An 18,982-nucleotide genomic window follows, 5' to 3' on the forward strand; every position below is an offset into this window, starting at 1 on the left:
GTCGCGCCTGAGTGAAAACGTTTGGGCCGAACGCCCCGCCGCGGCGTCTGGTTCCGAAAAAAGAACCCTTTTGAACAAAATTTCTCCTGATTTTCTCGCGGAGATTAATATTTGTTCGTGATTTACCAACAATCGCCCGATATGAATGCTGTTAGGACAGCAGCTGGAGGGCAGAACATGCTTCGGACTATCACGGTGGGGACCTGTGTTTCCGTTCAGGGAACGTTCGTGCGTCAACTCGACAACGGCAAGATCGTCGTGCGTGTCGGGGAGCGCGATTACGCAGGTGCCGCAGTCGGCACGAAAGTCGCCTGATTAGAATTTGGCTCATCCGCCGATCCGTCGGTGCCTGAGACACGAAACGCCGGCAGGGGGATCTGCCGGCGTTTTCTCGTTTCGGGGGAGGGTAGGGCGGCGCGTGGCGCGCCGGGCCTAGTCGCGGGACAGTTCGTCGGCGCCTGCGGGCTCGGGGCGCGGATCACGCGGCGGGCGTCCGATCACTTCTTTCAGTTCATCCAACTCGATGAAGTTGTCGGCCTGACGCCGCAATTCGTCCGCGATCATCGGCGGCTGCGAGCGGATGGTGGACACGACCGACACACGCACGCCCGACCGTTGCAGGCTTTCGACCAGCGGGCGGAAATCGCCATCGCCCGAAAACAGAACGACGTGATCGACATGGGGGGCAAGCTCCATCGCATCGACCGTCAGTTCGATGTCCATGTTGCCCTTCACCTTTCGGCGGCCCTGACTGTCGATGTATTCCTTGGCAGGCTTCGTCACCATCGAGAAGCCGTTGTAGTGCAGCCAGTCGACCAGCGGGCGGATCGGCGAATATTCATCGTTCTCCAGCAGGGCCGTGTAGTAGAACGCGCGCAGCAGCTTGCCACGGCGCATGAACTCCTGCCGCAGCAGTTTATAGTCGATGTCGAACCCCAATGCCTTGGCCGCGGCATATAAATTCGACCCGTCTATGAACAACGCCAGCCGCTCGTCTCTGTAGAACATCAAATATCCTTTCGATATACGCGCCTGCGACGACAACCTCGCGGGTGGTTGAGGCGACTGCCGTCATGATGACCGGCGCTCGCGGGAAAATAGGGACAGAACAAGATGGTGCAACCCTCTGAAAAGTCACAAACGGGTTCCCTGTCGTTAATTGCGCTGGGGTCCAATGCAAGCTCATCTTTCGGCTCGCCGTTCGAAACCGTGACCCGCGCCGTGGCCGCTTTAACCGCTGCGGGGCTGGAGATCGTGGCCCAAAGCCGGTTTTACCGCACACCGGCGTTTCCGCCGGGGATCGGCGAGAATTTCGTGAACGCGGTTGTGCAGGTCCGCTCCGCCCATGACGCACAGGGGCTTTTGGCGCTGCTACACGGCATCGAGGCGGAGTTCGGGCGGCATCGCACGATCAGATGGGGCGCGCGCACGCTCGATCTGGACCTGATCGACCATGAGGGTGAATTGCGGCCCGATCGCGCAGGCTGGCAGGCGTGGCGTGATCTGCCGCTGGAACAGCAAAGGGTGCAGGCTCCCGACCGGCTGATCCTGCCGCATCCGCGGGTGCAGGACCGTGCATTTGTGCTTGTGCCGCTGGCGGATGTCGCGCCGGAGTGGCGTCATCCGGTGACCGGGGCAAGCGCGCAGGCGATGCTGGATGCCCTCCCGCACGAGCATTTGACCGGAATTGCACCGCTTTTCCCCGCGGATCATCAGGGCTAGTCCTTGTCAATCCCTGATTCGACCCTTAGTAGTCGTGGTTCGATTTTCCGTATTGGAGTGACCCAATGGCCCGTGTGACGGTTGAAGACTGCGTTGACAAGGTTCCGAACCGGTTCGAACTGGTGATGCTCGCCGCTCATCGGGCGCGTGAAATTTCCTCCGGTGGCCAACTGACCGTGGATCGCGACAACGACAAGAACCCCGTCGTGTCCCTGCGCGAGATTGCCGAGGAAACCCAGCAGGCCGACGCCCTGCGGGAGCGCATGATCGAGAGCCATCAGACCCAGATCGAGGTCGACGAGCCCGAAGAGGACTCGATGGCCCTGCTCATGGGTGCCGGTGCCGAATCCGCCGATAAACCGGCGCAGGACGACATGTCCGAGGAAAAACTGCTGCGCGCCCTGATGGAAGCGCAGGAGCCCAAGTAAGACGCTGAAGGACGAGGGCGCATGATCGACGTCGAAGATCTCGTCGCCCTCGTTGTCGCGTATAATCCGCGCACGAATACCGATCTGATCCGGGATGCCTATGCCTATGGGCAGGCGATGCACGAAGGACAGATGCGGCATTCGGGGGAACCTTATTTCACCCATCCTGTCGCCGTGGCCGCCATCCTGACCGAGATGCGGCTGGATGATGCGACCATCGTGACCGCGCTGCTGCACGACACGATCGAGGATACGAAGGCCTCCTATAGCGAGATTTCCCAGCGCTTTGGCCGGGATGTGGCGGATCTGGTCGACGGGGTGACGAAGCTCACCAACCTGCAACTGTCCTCCACCGAAACCAAGCAGGCCGAGAATTTCCGCAAGCTGTTCATCGCCATGTCCCGCGATTTGCGGGTCATTCTGGTGAAGCTGGCGGACCGTCTACACAACATGCGCACGATCAAGTTCCAGCGCATGGAAAAGCAGATCCAGAAATCCCGCGAGACGATGGACATTTTCGCGCCCCTGGCGGGCCGGATGGGCATGCAGTGGATGCGCGAGGAGCTGGAGGATCTGGCCTTCCGTGTGCTGAATCCGGAAGGGCGGTCGTCGATCATCCGGCGCTTCATCACGTTGCAGCGCGAAACCGGCGACGTGATCCATAAGATCACCAAGGACATCCGGCTGGAACTCGACAAGGTCGGGATCGAGGCCGAAGTGTTCGGACGCGCGAAAAAACCGTTCTCGATCTGGCGCAAGATGCAGGAAAAGGGGCAGGGCTTCTCCCGCCTTGCCGATATCTACGGCTTCCGCGTCATTACCGACAGCGAGGAGGATTGCTACCGCGTGCTGGGCGCGATCCACGGTCGCTGGCGCGCTGTGCCGGGGCGGTTCAAAGACTATATTTCCCAGCCGAAGACCAACGGCTACCGGTCGATCCAGACCACCGTTTCAGGCCGCGACGGCAAACAGGTGGAGGTGCAGATCCGTACCCGCCAGATGCACGAGGTCGCCGAAGCCGGGGTGGCGGCGCATTGGTCCTATAAGGATGGCGTGCGCGCCGAGAACCCGTTTGCCGTTGATCCGGCGAAATGGATTCAGACCCTGACCGAGCGTTTCGACGAGGCCGATCACGACGAGTTCCTCGAGCATGTGAAGCTTGAGATGTATACCGATCAGGTCTTCTGCTTCACGCCCAAGGGGGACGTGATCAAGCTGCCGCGCGGGGCGACGCCTCTCGATTATGCCTATGGCATCCACACCCGCATCGGCGACAGTTGCGTGGGCGCCAAGATCGACGGTCTGCGTGTCCCGCTCTGGACCCGGCTGAAGAACGGCCAATCGGTGGAGATCATCACCGCCGAAGGGCAGCGTCCGCAGGCCACATGGCTCGACATCGTGGTGACGGGGCGCGCGAAATCCGCGATCCGCCGGTCGCTGCGCGAGGAAGACCGCGAGCGCTACATCAAGCTGGGCCGCGAACTGGCGCGGGTCGGCTTTGAGCATGTCGGCAAGAAGGCCACCGACAAGGCCCTGCGCACCGCCGCGCGCCGGCTGGGCGCGCAGACCATCGACGAATTGCTGGCCCGGCTGGGCAGCGCGCAGGTCACCGCGCGCGATGTCGTCGGCACGCTTTATCCCGAACTGGCCGCCGCGCAGAAGGGGGACGAAGTGTCCGCCGATCGTGCGGTCATCGGTCTGTCTGCCGATCAGACGCCCACCCGTGGCAGTTGCTGTCAGCCGGTGCCCGGAGAGCGCATCGTCGGCATCACATATCGCGGGCAGGGTGTGGTTGTTCATGCCATCGACTGTCCTACCTTGGTGGAGATGGAAGACCAGCCGGATCGCTGGGTGGATCTTCATTGGCACGGGGGCTTGCATCCGGCGATCTATCCCGTGACGCTGGAGTTGACGATCAGCAACGACGCCGGGGTGCTGGGGCATATCTGCACGCTGATCGGCGAGCAGAAAGCCAATATCTCGGACCTGCATTTTGCGGATCGGAAACCGGACTTCTATCGCATCATCGCCGATGTGGAGCTGCGCGACGTGGAGCATCTGCACATGGTGATGACCGCATTGGAGGCCGACAGCGACGTGGCCGATATCGTCCGCATCCGGCAGGGTGCGCATCGGGAGCGGGAATTCAGACGGGTGGAGCGCGCCTGACCACGGGGCGGAGACTTCGCGCGGGCTAACGGGAAGGGCGTCTACGCCGTGTTCAAACGCCGGAACAAACGCTCCTGGGCTCGGATCGCGCGCGAGGCCGTGTATCCCCGTGGCGGCTGGACGCGGGCGTTCCACTACGTCAAACACCGGGTCCGCCGGTTGCCCGACCGGCCCGAACGCATTGCCCGTGGGATCGCGGCGGGGGTCTTTGTCTGCTTCACCCCGCTCTACGGGCTGCATTTCGTCAGCGCCTACATCATCGCAAAGCTGATGCGCGGCAACGGGCTTGCGGCGCTGTTGGCGACGTTTTTTGGCAATCCGCTGACCTTCCCCGTGATCGCGACGATCAGCCTGCAATTAGGGCGCTGGATGGTCGGCACCGGGCGGGCCGAACATCATCGGACGATCTTCCAGAAATTCGGCTGGGCGGCGCGGGATCTGCAAAACAACCTGATGGCGCTGTTCAGCGCGCGCGATGCGCATTGGGGCGGGTTGGCGATCTTCTATCGCGACGTCTTTCTGCCCTATCTGATCGGCGGGCTGATCCCCGGTATCATCGCCGGGCTGCTGGCCTATTATTTCTCGATGCCGCTGATCGCGGCCTATCAGAACCGGCGTAAGGGTCTGTTGGCCAAGAAGATTGCCGAACTGGGCCGCAAGGCTGGGCAGAAGAAGAAAAGCGGTCAGCGCCAGTCCTGAGCGGGGTCAAATGTTTCCCCGCATGATGGCTGCGGCGGCGAGGTTCCCCTTTGCGGCGGCGGAGACTAGTCTGCGCCCGAATCGCCGTAACGGAGCCTGCCCATGTCCGCCCTTCCTCCTTCTGCCCCGCTGGGTCGTCTGCGCCTCGGCGTCAATATCGACCACGTCGCCACGGTGCGGAACGCGCGCGGGGGCGAGGCGCCGGACCCGATCCGCGCGGCGGAGTTGGCACAGGCCTCCGGGGCGGATGGCATCACCGCGCATCTGCGCGAGGACCGGCGTCATATCTCGGACCGCGATATCGACCGGCTGATGGACGTGCTGAGCGTGCCGCTCAACTTCGAGATGGCCGCGACGGACGAAATGCAGGCCATCGCCCTGCGCCATAAGCCGCACGCGGTCTGCATCGTCCCGGAAAAACGCGAGGAGCGCACGACCGAGGGCGGGCTGGAGGTCGCGCAGGATGAAAACCGGCTGGCTCATTTCATCGCGCCGCTACGCGAGGCAGGGTGCCGGGTGTCGATCTTTATCGCGGCGGACCAACGCCAGATCGACGCGGCGCATCGGATCGGGGCCGCGGTGATCGAGCTTCACACCGGGGCCTATTGCGATGCCCATGCCGAAGGCCGGATCGCCGACCGCGATGCGGAACTGGAGCGTCTGCGCGCGATGTCCACCTATGCTCACGGGCTGGGGCTGGAGGTCCATGCCGGGCACGGGCTGACCTATGACACCGTGCAGCCCGTCGCCGCGTTTCCGGAGGTGATGGAGCTCAATATCGGGCATTTCCTGATCGGCGAGGCGATTTTCCGGGGGCTGGAGCCTGCCATAGCGGAAATGCGCCGCCTGATGGACGATTCCCGGCCGTAACCGATGGCGGGCTAGCGCGGAACGCTGGGGCCCAATTCCGCCAGCACGGCCTCATAGACTGCGCGCTTGAACGGCACGATCTGCGCCGGCAGGTCTGCGGGCTCGATCCATTTCCATTCGGAAAATTCGGGATGCGCCGTGTCGATGCGCACCTGATCGTCGCGGCCCAGATACCGCAGCAGAACCCATTTCTGTTCCTGACCGCGATACCGGCCTTTCCAGACCTTTCCCACCAGATGCGGCGGCAGGTCATAGGTGATCCAGCCTGCGGTTTCGGCCAGCGGCTCGACCATCGTGGCCGGAATGCCGGTTTCTTCTTCCAGTTCGCGCAATGCGGCGGTGGCGGGATCTTCGCCCGCGTCGATACCGCCCTGCGGCATCTGCCAGGCGGGCACGTCGCTGTCGATGCGCTGACCGACAAACACGCGGCCTTCGGCATTTACCAGCATCACCCCGACGCAAGGGCGGTAGGGAAGGTCATCGGACATGCGGCGGCTCCGGTTCTGAGTGTTGCAGCCCTGATCTACCGCGATGGCGCAGGGGCGGGAAGGTCATGAAAAAGCGCGCCGCCCGGATAAGAGGCGGCGCGCTGGTGTCAGTCGTGGTGGCGCAGGCTTACTGCGTGTCGCTTGCAGGCTTGGGGCCGAGGGCGTTCAGGCCCTTCAGGATGTCGATGGCATAGGCCAGCTGATAGTCATCCACGCGCAGTTTCGCGGCCTCTTCGGCGGCTTCCTGTTCCTTGATGATCTGCTCACGCTCATCTTCGGTCAGGCTGTCATTGTCGAGCGCGCCACGCAGGCTCGATTCCGAACGGGACCGGCGCGCGATGGAGGGGGTTTCGTCCTCGGCCAGTTCCTCTTCGGGGACGACGGGGGGCTGTTCCACGACGATGTCGGGGGACACGCCAAGCGCTTGGATCGAGCGGCCCGAGGGCGTGTAATACCGCGCCGTGGTCAGCCGCATCGCGCCGTTTTGGCGCAGCGGCATCACCGTCTGCACGGAGCCTTTGCCAAAGGATTTGGTGCCGATCACGATGGCCCGGCGATGATCCTGAAGCGCACCCGCGACGATCTCGGACGCGGAGGCGGAGCCACCGTTGATCAGCACGACCATCGGCTTGCCATCGGCCAGATCGCCATCGGTGGCGTTGAAGCGCTCGCCATCTTCGGCGCTGCGGCCACGGGTGGATACGATTTCGCCCGCCTCAAGGAACGCATCGGACACCTTGATCGCCTGCGTCAGCAGACCGCCGGGGTTGTTGCGCAGATCCAGCACGAAGCCGTTGACGTTGTCGATGCCACCGGCTTCTTCGACCGCTTCGCTCAACCCTTCTTCGAGGTTGGGATAGGTCTGGTCGTTGAAGGTGGTCACCCGCAGCACGACGGTTTCGCCTTCGGTCCGGGTGCGCACGGCGGTCAGTTTGATCGTGTCGCGGATGATGGTCACGTCGAAGGGCTCATCGACCCCCTCGCGCACCAGCGTCACAACGATTTCAGAGCCGACCGGACCGCGCATCATGTCGACCGCCTCATCCAGTGTCAGGCCCAGCACGCTTTCGCCATCGACATGGGTGATGAAATCGCCCGCTTCGACGCCCGCCTCATAGGCCGGGGTGCCGTCCATCGGTGAGACGACCTTCACAAAGCCTTCTTCCTGCGTGACCTCGATGCCCAGACCGCCGAATTCGCCGCGCGTCTGCACGCGCATGTCGTCGGCATCATCCGCCGACAGATAGGACGAATGCGGGTCGAGCGACGTAAGCATGCCGTTGATCGCGGCTTCGATCAGTTCTTTCTCGTCGACATCTTCGACATAGCCGGCGCGGATGCGCTCGAAGATGTCGCCAAAGAGGTCCAGCTGCTCATAAACGGTCGAGTTGCGCTCGGCCTCCTGCGCGATCAGCGGTCCCGCGATCTGCGTGGTGACCACCGCGCCTGCGAGGATGCCGCCGGTTGCGGCCATCGCGAATTTCTTCATCTGCTCATCCGTCCTTTGTCACTGAGAACCACGGAGCCGGGTCCACCGGGCTGCCGCCCTGCCTGATCTCCAAGTAAAGCGTTTCCGACAGCGCGGCGCCACCGGGTTCTTCGGTCCGGCTGTCCTCCGCCGGGCCCCCCATCATGCCGATCGGCGCGCCTGCGGCGAGCACCGAACCGGTCGGAGCATAAACCTGATCCATTCCGCCAAGCACCACCAGACTGTCGGCTTCGGGCTCAAGGATCATCACATTTCCGTAGTCGGGGAAGGGCCCCGCGTAGCGCACCGTGGCGGCGACGGGCGCGGTGATCAAGGCCATCGGCCTCGTGCCCAGCACCAATCCGGGCCGCACCACCCCGGCGGCGTCGGTCTCGTTATACCGTCGCAGCACGCGCCCGGCGACCGGCAGCGGCAGGCTGCCGCGCGCTGCGCTGAAATCAGGCAATGTGACCGGCACGCTGGCGGGGGCGTTGTCGCTTTCGGCGATGCCGGTGGCAAAGGCGTCGAGCGTTTCGGCATCATCGCGCAGACGCGCCATTTCGGCCTCGTCCGTCGCCACCGGGTCCGGCAGATCGCCACGGTCGGCAATCGCCTGACTGAGCCGGGTGCGGGCGGTCTGGATGCCTTCCAGCCCCTCGGCCAGCCACTCCGCCGCGCTTTGCTGGAGGGTCACGACCAGCGCCAGTTCTTCCAGCTCGATTTTCAGGACCGTGGCGCGGGCCTGTAGTCCGGGCGCGATTTCCGACAGGATCATCCCCGACCGCGCCGTGCCAAGCGCCCCGGACGGGTGCAGCAAGGGCAGGGCGTCAGGGGTTTGTTCCATCGCGGCAAGGATGCCCAGAAGCTGCGCGATCTCGCTGCGGCGAGCGTCCAGTTCCGTGCGCAGGGCGGCTTCGCGGATCACGGCGTTGCGGATGCCTTCGCGCAGGGCCGACAGCCCGTCCTCATAGGCGCGCACCACCTGGGTCAGCGCGGCAACCCGGTCGCGGCCCCGGTCGGCACGGGCCAGACCCTCCGCCGCGGCGGCCAGATCGGCGGCGGCTTGTTCGGCCATCATCGCAGCCTCTCCGCCAGCGCCGCTTTGGGCCCGCGCCTCCAGCGCAGGCAGCGCGAAACTCAGGCAAAGCAGGAGGGCGACGCGGCGGATCATTCGGAAATCAGGCTTTCCCCGGTCATTTCAGGCGGCGTGTCGAGCCCCATCAACTGCAACAGGCTCGGCGCGAGATCGCCGAGCTTGCCATCGCGCAGACGTGCGCCCGCAGGCCCGCCGATCAGGATCACCGGCACCGGGTTCAGCGTGTGCGCGGTATGCGGACCGCCCGTCTCAGGGTCGATCATGGTTTCGCAATTGCCGTGGTCTGCGGTGAGGATCATCGCGCCGCCTGCGGTCTCAAGAGCGCTGAGCACCCGGCCCAGTCCCGCATCGACAGCGGCGCAGGCGGCCTTTGCCGCTTCCAGATCGCCGGTATGGCCCACCATATCGGGATTGGCGTAGTTCACCACGATCAGGTCGTATCCTGCTGTGATCGCATCGACGAAGCGCTCGGTCACTTCGGCGCAGGACATTTCCGGTTGCAGGTCGTAGGTCGCCACGGCAGGGGATTTCGGCATGTAGCGGTCTTCGCCGGTCTCCGGGGTTTCGACGCCGCCGTTGAGGAAGAAGGTCACATGCGGATATTTCTCCGTCTCGGCCAGCCGGAACTGCCGAAGGCCCTTCTTGGCGACCCACTCGCCCAAGGTATTGCGAATTTCCTGTTTGGGATAGGCGGTGGTCATGAACCCGTCATGGGCGGTCGAGTAATCCACCATCCCCAGCCGTGCCGACAGTGACGGGCGTGCGCCCCGGTCGAAACCGTCGAAATCGGGGGCGCCGAGCGCCATCAGAATCTCGCGGGCGCGGTCGGCGCGGAAGTTGAGGCAGAAAAAGCCATCGCCCTCCTTGATCCCGGCATAGCCGGCGATGACCGTGGCGGGAATGAATTCGTCGCTTTGCCCTGCCTCATAGGCCGCGCGGACGGCAGCCGTGGCATCGGGGGCGGTGGCGCCCTCCGCCCGGACGATGGCGGCATAGGCCTGCGCGACCCGGTCCCAGCGATTGTCCCGGTCCATCGCGAAATACCGCCCGATGACGGTGCCCACGCGCGCGCCTTGCGGCAGGTGCGCCAACAGATCGGGGATGAAGCGGTCAGCGGATTTCGGGGCCACGTCGCGCCCGTCGGTGATGGCGTGGATCACCACCGGAACGCCGCCCTTGGCGATCATGCGCGCGGCGGCCAGCACATGGGTGATGTGCCCATGCACGCCCCCGTCCGAAATGACCCCCATCAGGTGCGCGGTGCCGCCGGTCTGCTTCAGCGTGCTGATAAAGGAGTGGATCGCGGCATTCTCAAAAAATGAGCCATCCTCGATCGCAAGGTCGATCTGGCCCAGATCCATCGCGACCACGCGCCCGGCACCGATATTGGTGTGCCCCACTTCGGAATTGCCCATTTGTCCGCGCGGCAGGCCCACGTCAGGGCCAAAGGTCGTCAGCGTCGCGTTGGGGCATTCGGCCATCAGCCGATCAAAATTCGGCGTGTCAGCCAGCAGCGGGGCGTTGCCCTCCTTAACCGGACCGATCCCCCAGCCATCGAGAATGCACAGGACGACGGGTTTGGGGGCGGGACGGTCTGCGGGCATGAAATCCTCCGGGTTTTGCGGAATGCTTAGGCCTCGACCGGAGCAAGATCAACCGCGCGGACCCGGATCGGCGAAGCCGGGCCGGTCAGGTGCCGGTCACACCCGGTGATAGGGCGTGCCTGCCACAATCGCGGTGGCGCGATACAGTTGCTCGGCCAGCATCACACGAGCCAGCATATGCGGCCAGACCATCGCGCCAAAGGACAGGGTGAAATCGGCGTCGGCCACAAGCGCGGGGTCCAGCCCGTCAGCACCGCCGATCACGCAGGCCACGGAACTTCGGCCCTGATCGCGCCACCCGGCCAGCCGGTCCGCGAAATCGGGGGAAGACAGCCGTTTGCCGCGCTCGTCCATCGCGACGAGCACAGCGCCCTCGGGCACGGCCCGGCGCAGGGCGGCGGCTTGGCTGGGTTTGTCGGGGGTTTTGCGGTCATCGACCTCGATCACGCGGGCGGGGCCGAGCCCGAAGGCCCGCCCGGTTTTGCCCGCCCGGTCGAGATAATCGTCGATCAGCGTCTTTTCCGGCCCCGAACGGAGCCGGCCCATCGCAACGATCGAAAGTTGCATCAGCCGGGCTGGACGGGGGTCCGCGCCGCGCCGGGGCTGGTCATCCACATTTTTTCGAGCTGGTAGAACTCGCGCACTTCCGGACGGAAGACGTGGACGATGATATCGCCGGTGTCGATCAGCACCCAGTCGCCGGCTTCCTTGCCTTCGACCTTGCTCAGGCGGCCATGATCGGTTTTCAGCCGCTCGACCAGCTTCTCGGAGATGGCGGCGACCTGACGGGTCGACCGGCCCGAGCAGACGACCATGTAATCGGCCATCTCGGACTTGCCGCGCAGGTCGATGGACACGACCTCCTCGGCCTTGTCCTCTTCGAGGGAGGTCAGGATTTGCGACAGCAGGTCTTCGCTGCTGAGCGGTTCAGCCGCGCCGGTCATCGGAGCGACTCCCGCCGCCGGATCCGTGGCGGCTTCGGTGATGTGAGACAGGACATTGTCCTCCTGGTGGCGCGCCGTCTGTGCCCCGGCGCTGGGCTCATAAGGGAATGTAACATCGACGAAGGGACTTCTCAACGGTCGGGGATGTGCAGGGATGCACGGAAACGTAGCGGAATGCCGCACTGCGGCATGGGGTGGACTGACACGTCATTCGCCCTGCTCCGCGCCCGTAACCGCCCGTATTTCCGAGCCGGGCAGCGTGCGCACCTCCCGCTGGGGGAAGGGGATGGAGATGTCATTGGCCTGAAAGGCGTCCCACAGGGCCAAAAACACATTTCCGCGAATGTTGGTCAGACCGGCGGTCGGATCCTTGATCCAGAACCGCAGGATGTAATCCACCGAACTGTCCCCGAAGCCCACGATATGGCAAACGGGTGCCCGGCTCGACAGCACGCGGTCCACGCCGCTGGCCGCTTCGATGGCGATGCGGCGCACGGCGTGGGGATCGTCACCATAGGCGGTGCCGAAATAGATATCGAGCCGGACGAAATCATTGGAGTGGGACCAGTTGACCACCTGCGAGGTAATCAGATCCTCGTTCGGGATCAGGTATTCCTTACCGTCGCGGGTGACGACCGAGACGTAGCGCGCGCCCAGCGAATTGATCCAGCCGAACGTATCGCCCAGCGAAATCACGTCTCCCGGCTTTACCGATTTGTCGAGCAGGATGATGAAGCCTGACACGAGGTTCGACACGACCTTCTGCAAGCCAAAGCCAAGCCCGACGCCGATTGCGCCCGACAGAACCGCCAGCCCGGTCAGATCGAAGCCAACGGCCTTCAACCCGATGAAGAACGCCGCAGCATAGAGGAACACCTGCAGCATCTTGACCGTCAGCACCCGCATCGAAGGCGAGATGTCTTCGTTCGCCTTCAGCCGGTTGGAGCCGGTCTGCGCCAGCAGCCGCGCGACGGTGAACAGCAGGCCGGTCACCACCAGCGCCTTGATCACGGCCAGCGTGCTGAGCCGGAAATCCCCAAACTCGATCGCGAGGCTGTCGAGAAACAGCGAAACTTCGTCGATCAGGCCCAGATAGTAGAGCGTGACATAGATCCACAGGCCCCATGTCACGATGCGTCGCAAGAACGGATTGCGGACCAGACGCACGGCAAGGCTGACCAACAGCCAAGCGGTGGCAATGGTGGCGCCCAGCTCCAGCAGGTAGCGCCGGGATGGGAATGTCGTCGCCAGCGCCATCATCGCCGTCGCGATCCATGCCAGCAGAACGAAATAGATCAGATGCAGCCGGTGCAGCAGAATGAGCAGGACGCGCATCCGCCATTTCGGCAGCCCCTCCAGCCCATGCATCCAATCGCGCATCTTGGGCGAGGTTTTCCGCTTCAGCAGCCACGCGACCAGCATGCAGACTGCGAGGATCGCAATCTGGGTCAGTCGCGACGGTAACAACAGGTTTTCAGCCTGCACTCGAAGCACGGTCCAAGCGTTCAACGCTTGATCGAGGATGACCTGAAGTTCCTGTTCCACATGCTCTCCTGCGCCGGGAAGATCACAATGACAGCCTGCCTGCCATCCGGCAAGCGTGACGCACCTGACGCGAAAGCCTTGTGCGACAGGGGGCAAGAGCGTAAATAGCGCGGCATGACTCGGGTTTTTGACATGGACGACCGCTCCCGCCTGCCTTGGCGGTTCTATGGCGCGACGCACACGGTGCTCGCCCGCCTATGAGGCGGCGCGACCACCGAGCTACGAGTATTTCCTAAAGACAATCCACGGGAGAGGACCGCTATGACCGCCCCGAAGACACTCTATGATAAAATCTGGGATGCCCATGTCGCCCACGAAGCCGAAGACGGCACCTGCCTGCTCTATATCGACCGGCATCTGGTTCACGAGGTGACCAGCCCGCAGGCCTTTGAAGGTCTGCGCATGTCGGGCCGCAAGGTGCACGCGCCCGACAAAACCATCGCCGTGCCGGATCACAACGTGCCCACGACGCTGGACCGGGTGAACGGCATCACCAACGAAGAAAGCCGCATTCAGGTCGACGCGCTGGATAAGAACGCCACCGAATTCGGTGTGAACTACTACCCCGTGTCGGACATCCGTCAGGGCATCGTGCACATCGTCGGTCCCGAACAGGGCTGGACGCTGCCCGGCATGACCGTCGTTTGCGGCGACAGCCACACCGCGACCCACGGCGCGTTCGGCGCACTGGCGCATGGCATCGGCACCTCCGAGGTGGAGCATGTTCTGGCCACCCAGACTCTGATCCAGAAGAAGTCCAAGAACATGAAGGTGGAAATCACCGGCCAATTGCAGCCGGGCGTGACCTCCAAGGACATCACCCTCGCCGTCATCGGTGAAACCGGCACTGCCGGCGGCACTGGCTACGTCATCGAATATTGCGGCGAAGCGATCCGCTCGCTGTCGATGGAAGGCCGGATGACCGTCTGCAACATGGCGATCGAAGGCGGCGCGCGCGCCGGTCTGATCGCACCGGACCAGACCACGTTCGATTATGTGAAGGGCCGCCCCCACGCGCCGAAGGGTGCGCAGTGGGAAGCCGCGCTGAACTGGTGGAACACGCTTTATTCCGATGACGATGCGCATTGGGACAAGGTCGTCACCCTGCGCGGCGAAGATATCGCCCCGGTCGTCACCTGGGGCACGTCGCCCGAGGATGTGCTGCCGATCACCGCAACCGTGCCTGCCGCCGAAGACTTCAAAGGCGGTAAGATCGAAGCCGCGCGTCGGTCGCTCGACTATATGGGCCTGATTCCCGGCACACCGCTGAGCGAGATCAAGATCGACACCGTGTTCATCGGTTCCTGCACCAATGGCCGGATCGAGGATCTGCGCGCTGCCGCCGCCGTGCTGAAAGGCAAGAAGGTCAAGGACGGTCTGCGCGCGATGGTCGTGCCCGGCTCCGGTCTGGTCCGGGCGCAGGCGGAAGAGGAAGGTCTGGCGCAGATCTTTATCGATGCTGGCTTTGAATGGCGGCTCGCGGGCTGCTCCATGTGTCTGGCGATGAACCCTGACCAGCTGGCCCCGGGCGAGCGCTGTGCCGCGACCTCGAACCGGAACTTCGAAGGTCGGCAGGGCAAGGGCGGGCGCACCCACCTGATGAGCCCGGCCATGGCCGCCGCCGCCGCGATCACCGGTCACCTGACCGACATTCGCGACGTGATGTGATCCAGCCGCCGGTCCGCGCGCTATGGCGTGTGGACCGGTCCTGCCAGATGCTCCCCGCTGAGGGGAGCGCCAGATTTACCCCTTCGGGGGGAACGGAGGTCCAGATGGACAAGTTCGAGAAACTGACCGGCATTGCCGCCCCGCTGCCGCTGATCAATGTCGATACCGACATGATCATCCCCAAGCAGTTCCTGAAAACAATCAAACGCTCGGGTCTGGGCGTGAACCTGTTTGATGAGATGCGCTATAACGATGACGGGTCCGAGAACCCCGATTTCGTGCTGAACAAACCCGCCTACCGCGAGGCCGAAGTGCTGGTGTCGGGCGATAACTTCGGCTGCGGCTCCTCGCGGGAGCACGCACCGTGGGCGATCAAGGATTTCGGCATCCGCTGTGTCATCGCACCCAGCTTTGCCGACATTTTCTATAACAACTGCTTCAAGAACGGCATTCTGCCCATCGCGCTTCCGCAGGAGGCCGTGGATGTGCTGATGAAGGATGCGGAGAAGGGCGCAAACGCCCGTATGGAAATCGATCTGGAAGCCCAGACCGTGACCACCTCCGACGGCGAAGTGTTCACCTTTGAACTCGACAGCTTCCGCAAGCATTGCCTGCTCAACGGGCTCGACGATATCGCGCTGACGCTGAAAAAGGCAGCGGCGATTAAGACCTTTGAGGAATGCGCTGCAAGCTCCCGCCCGTGGGTGTGATGTGCGGATAGGCCGCTTTGGCCGATGGATTATCAGGCGGGCCCTTCGGGGCCCGTTTTCGTTTTCGAACGAGCGCCCGCTGCAGCGCTCAGGGGGGCTGTGCGGCTGCTCTGGGTGCAAAATCGACATGGTGCCATGCTTGGGTTCTCGGCCCGGTGCGTAGGCGTTTGCCACATTTCCGCCGCTCGAATGATGTAAACTGGCACCACTTCCCCCCCGAAAATGCCGTATTCTGGCTGTTAACCTTAGGCCGCTGTTGTTGGCTTGCGTAATTTAGGCAAAATTTGGGCAAACTTGAGGCAATCCGCCGGAATTGGCGCAAAAGCACTGGAAAAGCAGCTCGACGATGTATCGAGTGCGGCCGGTGCAGGAGAGTTGGGGCAGTGTTCACGAGACTCATCGGAGCCTTGGTGCGTGCGGGATTCGTCGCGCTTCTGATCGCCACGCCATCCTTGATGCTGCCGGGCATTACCGGCGATGGCACGGAAATCGTGGCGCTGATCGCGCTGTTCGGCTTTGGCCTGACGATTTTCGAATATACGGCCGCGTATCCGTCGCTTATCGAATTTCGCGACGCGCCGCCCTTCAACCGCATTCGGTTCCTGTCGCTGTTTGCCAGCGTGTTCCTGATCACCGTGCTCTGTGTGAACGGTGTCGCGCCATCGGGGCTGACGCTGGTGGTCGAGGCATTCGGGCGCGGCGTGGGCGAGGCGATCGATTTCCCGTTTTCGCCGGTGCGGCTGATGGTCGACAACTTGCCGGACGGGCCGCAATCCGCCGTGGCCGATCTGGTGCGCGCAGGGGCGGGTCTGGCCTATGCCGTGGCGCTGCTGACGCTCATGATTTTTGCCTTGGCGCTGCGGGTGGTGGGCTGGCCCAATCACATGCAGGCGTTCAACGTCTGGATCAATTTGCCCACATTCGATCCCACCACCGGCGGAGATGTCGTCGCGCGGCTGAACCGGGATGCGACGGTTAACATCATCTTAGGATTTTTGCTGCCATTCATAGTGCCGGGCATCGCGATCTGCGCGGCGCTGCTGTTTTCGCCGTGGGAATTTTCGAATTACCACACTTTGATCTGGTCGGTATCGGCATGGGCGTTTCTTCCCTGCTCTTTGTTCATGCGCGGCATGGCGATGCGGCGCGTCGCGGCGATGATCGCGGCCAAGCGACGCCAGAGCCTGCCTGCCGCCGAGGTGGGATTCGCCGCCACCTGAGCGCTGCGCTGACGCGGCGGCGGGCCGAGGCGCTTTCTGCGCTAATCATTATCCTCATGCCGTTGGGGGCCATGGCCGAGCCGCTGCGCATCGCGACCTATGATGCCGGTCTGCGGCGCGATGGGCCGGGCCTGCTTCTGCGCGATATCACCCTTGCCGAAGACCAAGCCACAGCCGCCATTGCGATGATCGCGGCGCTGAGGGCCGATATTTTGCTGCTGACCGGGATGGATCAGGACCAGCAGGGCGCGAGCCTTCGGGCCCTTGCGGAGGCCTTGGCCGCGCGTGGGGTGCACTATCCGCACCTGGTGCCTTTGGCGGGAAATCGCGGGGTCGAAACCGGGCTGGACCTTGACGGGGACGGGCGCAGCGGCGGGCCGGGCGATGCGCAGGGCTGGGGCCGGTTCACCGGCGCGGGCGGCATCGCGCTGCTCAGCCGCTATCCGGTCGATCCGGCGGGGCTGATCGATATGAGCTCGCTGCTGTGGCGTGACCTGCCGGGGGCTGAGATGCCTCAAAAAGACGGGCAGGCGTTTCCGTCCGATGCGGCACAGGCGGTGCAGCGGCTGTCGAGTTCCGGGCATTATGCCATTCCCGTGCGGACCCCCAAGGGGCGGATCACCCTGCTGGCTTTCGCCGCGACGCCGCCGGTATTCGACGGGCCGGAGGATGCCAATGGCATGCGTAATGCCGATGAAATCCGCCTATGGGATGCGCTGTTGCGCGGCGCTCTGGACCAGCCGCCCCCACCCGCGCCCCGCGTGCTGCTGGGCAATGCCAATCTCGATCCCTATGACGGGGAGGGGCGGCGACAGGTGATCGCGGATCTGCTGGCAGGTCCGCTGTGGCAGGATACCGGCCCTGCGGCGCCGACCCCCGTGGCGGAGGATCCCAGCCATGTCGGACCGGCTGCGCAGGATACCGCATTCTGGCGCCCGCAGGCCGAGGGCGGACCCGGCGGGTTGCGGGTGGATTATGTGCTGCCGGAACGTGGCATCACGGTGGTGAATAGTGGCGTGCTGGTGGATGTGCCCGGCGCGACGGGATCAGGCGCGACGGGGTCAGGGGCGGGGGCGGATGTCGCGGCGCGCGCCTCGACGCACCGACCCGTCTGGATCGAAATCGAACTGCCCCCACCACTGCGCTAAGCCTGCCCAGCTTGACCCTGCGGCTGCTGCGCTATAGCCCGTTCCCGACCATTTATTGCGAGGAGCGCAGCCCCATGTCCAATCCCTCCATTCTGATCCTGCCCGGCGACGGTATCGGCCCCGAAGTGATGGCCGAGGTTCGCAAGATCATCGATTGGTTCGGCACGCAGGGCACCACCTTTGACGTGTCCGAGGATCTGGTCGGCGGCGCCGCTTATGACAAGCACGGCACCCCGCTGCATGACGACACGATGGCCCGCGCGCAGGAGGTGGACGCCGTTCTGCTGGGGGCTGTCGGCGGCCCGAAATACGACGATCTCGACTTCTCGGTGAAGCCGGAGCGCGGCCTGCTGCGCCTGCGCAAGGAGATGGACCTTTATGCCAACCTGCGCCCGGCGCAGTGTTTCGATGCGCTGGCGGATTTCTCCTCGCTGAAGAAAGACGTGGTTGCCGGGCTCGACATCATGATCGTGCGCGAACTGACCAGCGGCATCTATTTCGGCGAGCCACGCGGCATCATCCACGAAGGTAACGAGCGCGTCGGCATCAACACCCAGCGCTATACCGAAAGCGAAATCGACCGCGTGGCGCGCTCCGCCTTTGAACTGGCTCGCCGCCGCGGCAACAAGGTCTGCTCGATGGAGAAGGCCAACGTGATGGAATCCGGCATTCTGTGGCGCGAGGTCGTCCAGAAGGTGCATGACGAGGATTATCCCGATGTGGAACTGAGCCACATGTATGCCGATGCAGGCGCCATGCAGCTGTGCCGCTGGCCCAAGCAGTTCGACGTGATCGTCACCGATAACCTGTTCGGCGACCTGCTCTCGGATGCCGCCGCAATGCTGACCGGCTCGCTGGGCATGCTGCCCTCCGCCTCTCTCGGTGCGCCGATGGCGAATGGCCGGCCCAAGGCGCTGTATGAGCCGGTGCATGGCTCCGCCCCCGATATCGCCGGTCAGGGCAAGGCAAACCCGATCGCTTGCATCCTGAGCTTTGCGATGGCGCTGCGCTATTCCTTCGACATGGGCGAAGACGCCACCCGGCTGGAGCGCGCGGTGGAGAAGGTGCTGGCCGACGGTCTGCGCACCGCCGATCTGATGGGCCCCGAAGGCGGCACACCGGTCAGCACGTCTGAGATGGGCGACGCGGTTCTGGCAGCGCTTTCCGCGTAAGCCTCGCAGCCACGACGCATAGACGGGCGGC

The 18,982-nt window shown here is 63.9% G+C and carries 19 protein-coding genes; 11 read left to right on the forward strand and 8 right to left on the reverse strand.

Annotated elements, in window-relative coordinates; all coding sequences use genetic code 11:
- The first annotated feature begins 177 nt into the window (after window positions 1-177).
- Window positions 178-315, forward strand: a complete 138-nt coding sequence (locus CBW24_RS18465; RefSeq protein ID WP_088662526.1) for a hypothetical protein — start codon at window positions 178-180, stop codon at window positions 313-315.
- Between the two features lie 117 nt (window positions 316-432).
- Here CBW24_RS18465 and CBW24_RS01870 read toward each other — a convergent pair whose 3' ends face one another.
- Window positions 433-1,008: a LabA-like NYN domain-containing protein gene (locus CBW24_RS01870; RefSeq protein ID WP_088662525.1), complete on the reverse strand. Its 576-nt coding sequence runs from the start codon at window positions 1,006-1,008 to the stop codon at window positions 433-435.
- A gap of 105 nt (window positions 1,009-1,113) precedes the next feature.
- Here CBW24_RS01870 and folK point away from each other — a divergent pair, with 105 nt between their 5' ends.
- From folK to CBW24_RS01895, 5 genes are all read left to right on the forward strand, one after another.
- The gene (gene folK / locus CBW24_RS01875) at window positions 1,114-1,722 is read left to right on the forward strand and encodes a 2-amino-4-hydroxy-6-hydroxymethyldihydropteridine diphosphokinase (protein ID WP_097372495.1); all 609 of its coding nucleotides are present in this window, start codon (window positions 1,114-1,116) and stop codon (window positions 1,720-1,722) included.
- Between the two features lie 65 nt (window positions 1,723-1,787).
- A complete protein-coding gene (gene rpoZ / locus CBW24_RS01880; protein ID WP_088662523.1) occupies window positions 1,788-2,150 on the forward strand; it encodes a DNA-directed RNA polymerase subunit omega in 363 nt (120 codons plus the stop codon).
- A 21-nt stretch (window positions 2,151-2,171) separates the two neighbouring features.
- The gene (locus CBW24_RS01885) at window positions 2,172-4,319 is read left to right on the forward strand and encodes a RelA/SpoT family protein (RefSeq protein WP_088662522.1); all 2,148 of its coding nucleotides are present in this window, start codon (window positions 2,172-2,174) and stop codon (window positions 4,317-4,319) included.
- Between the two features lie 48 nt (window positions 4,320-4,367).
- Complete coding sequence (locus tag CBW24_RS01890; protein WP_088662521.1) at window positions 4,368-5,018, forward strand: DUF2062 domain-containing protein; 651 nt, start codon at window positions 4,368-4,370, stop codon at window positions 5,016-5,018.
- Window positions 5,019-5,120: 102 nt separating this feature from the next.
- Window positions 5,121-5,888: a pyridoxine 5'-phosphate synthase gene (locus CBW24_RS01895; RefSeq protein ID WP_097372496.1), complete on the forward strand. Its 768-nt coding sequence runs from the start codon at window positions 5,121-5,123 to the stop codon at window positions 5,886-5,888.
- Window positions 5,889-5,899: 11 nt separating this feature from the next.
- Here the strand turns inward: CBW24_RS01895 and CBW24_RS01900 are convergent, their stop codons facing one another.
- The 7 genes from CBW24_RS01900 to CBW24_RS01930 all read right to left on the reverse strand — a co-directional run bounded on the left by CBW24_RS01900 (window position 5,900) and on the right by CBW24_RS01930 (window position 13,033).
- Window positions 5,900-6,376 carry an RNA pyrophosphohydrolase gene (locus CBW24_RS01900; protein ID WP_097372497.1) on the reverse strand — a complete coding sequence of 159 codons (477 nt, stop codon included), beginning with the start codon at window positions 6,374-6,376 and terminating at the stop codon, window positions 5,900-5,902.
- A gap of 127 nt (window positions 6,377-6,503) precedes the next feature.
- Entirely contained in the window at window positions 6,504-7,865 is a 1,362-nt protein-coding gene (locus CBW24_RS01905) for a S41 family peptidase (protein ID WP_097372498.1), read from the reverse strand.
- A 4-nt stretch (window positions 7,866-7,869) separates the two neighbouring features.
- Window positions 7,870-9,015, reverse strand: coding sequence for a murein hydrolase activator EnvC family protein (locus CBW24_RS01910; protein ID WP_097372499.1), 1,146 nt, complete (start codon window positions 9,013-9,015; stop codon window positions 7,870-7,872).
- On the reverse strand, window positions 9,012-10,544 hold the full coding sequence (gpmI, locus tag CBW24_RS01915; RefSeq protein ID WP_097372500.1) for a 2,3-bisphosphoglycerate-independent phosphoglycerate mutase: 1,533 nt from the start codon (window positions 10,542-10,544) through the stop codon (window positions 9,012-9,014). Before gpmI ends, CBW24_RS01910 begins: the two co-directional genes overlap by 4 nt.
- Window positions 10,545-10,640: 96 nt before the next feature.
- Window positions 10,641-11,111: a 23S rRNA (pseudouridine(1915)-N(3))-methyltransferase RlmH gene (gene rlmH / locus CBW24_RS01920; protein ID WP_097372501.1), complete on the reverse strand. Its 471-nt coding sequence runs from the start codon at window positions 11,109-11,111 to the stop codon at window positions 10,641-10,643.
- Window positions 11,111-11,488: a ribosome silencing factor gene (gene rsfS / locus CBW24_RS01925; RefSeq protein WP_088662514.1), complete on the reverse strand. Its 378-nt coding sequence runs from the start codon at window positions 11,486-11,488 to the stop codon at window positions 11,111-11,113. The genes rlmH and rsfS overlap by 1 nt, the downstream gene beginning before the upstream one ends.
- A gap of 207 nt (window positions 11,489-11,695) precedes the next feature.
- Entirely contained in the window at window positions 11,696-13,033 is a 1,338-nt protein-coding gene (locus tag CBW24_RS01930) for a mechanosensitive ion channel family protein (RefSeq protein ID WP_408636696.1), read from the reverse strand.
- Between the two features lie 261 nt (window positions 13,034-13,294).
- Between CBW24_RS01930 and leuC the strand changes: the two genes are divergently transcribed.
- From leuC to leuB, 5 genes are all read left to right on the forward strand, one after another.
- Window positions 13,295-14,701, forward strand: coding sequence for a 3-isopropylmalate dehydratase large subunit (leuC, locus tag CBW24_RS01940; RefSeq protein WP_097372503.1), 1,407 nt, complete (start codon window positions 13,295-13,297; stop codon window positions 14,699-14,701).
- 104 nt (window positions 14,702-14,805) lie between these two features.
- Window positions 14,806-15,411, forward strand: coding sequence for a 3-isopropylmalate dehydratase small subunit (leuD, locus tag CBW24_RS01945; RefSeq protein WP_088662511.1), 606 nt, complete (start codon window positions 14,806-14,808; stop codon window positions 15,409-15,411).
- Between the two features lie 383 nt (window positions 15,412-15,794).
- Window positions 15,795-16,631 carry a hypothetical protein gene (locus CBW24_RS18470; protein WP_088662510.1) on the forward strand — a complete coding sequence of 279 codons (837 nt, stop codon included), beginning with the start codon at window positions 15,795-15,797 and terminating at the stop codon, window positions 16,629-16,631.
- Between the two features lie 56 nt (window positions 16,632-16,687).
- Complete coding sequence (locus CBW24_RS01955) at window positions 16,688-17,779, forward strand: endonuclease/exonuclease/phosphatase family protein (RefSeq protein WP_232530008.1); 1,092 nt, start codon at window positions 16,688-16,690, stop codon at window positions 17,777-17,779.
- 74 nt (window positions 17,780-17,853) lie between these two features.
- Complete coding sequence (leuB, locus tag CBW24_RS01960) at window positions 17,854-18,951, forward strand: 3-isopropylmalate dehydrogenase (protein WP_088662508.1); 1,098 nt, start codon at window positions 17,854-17,856, stop codon at window positions 18,949-18,951.
- The last annotated feature ends 31 nt before the right edge of the window (window positions 18,952-18,982 follow it).

Source organism: Pacificitalea manganoxidans (assembly GCF_002504165.1).
Classification (GTDB): Bacteria; Pseudomonadota; Alphaproteobacteria; order Rhodobacterales; family Rhodobacteraceae; genus Pacificitalea; species Pacificitalea manganoxidans.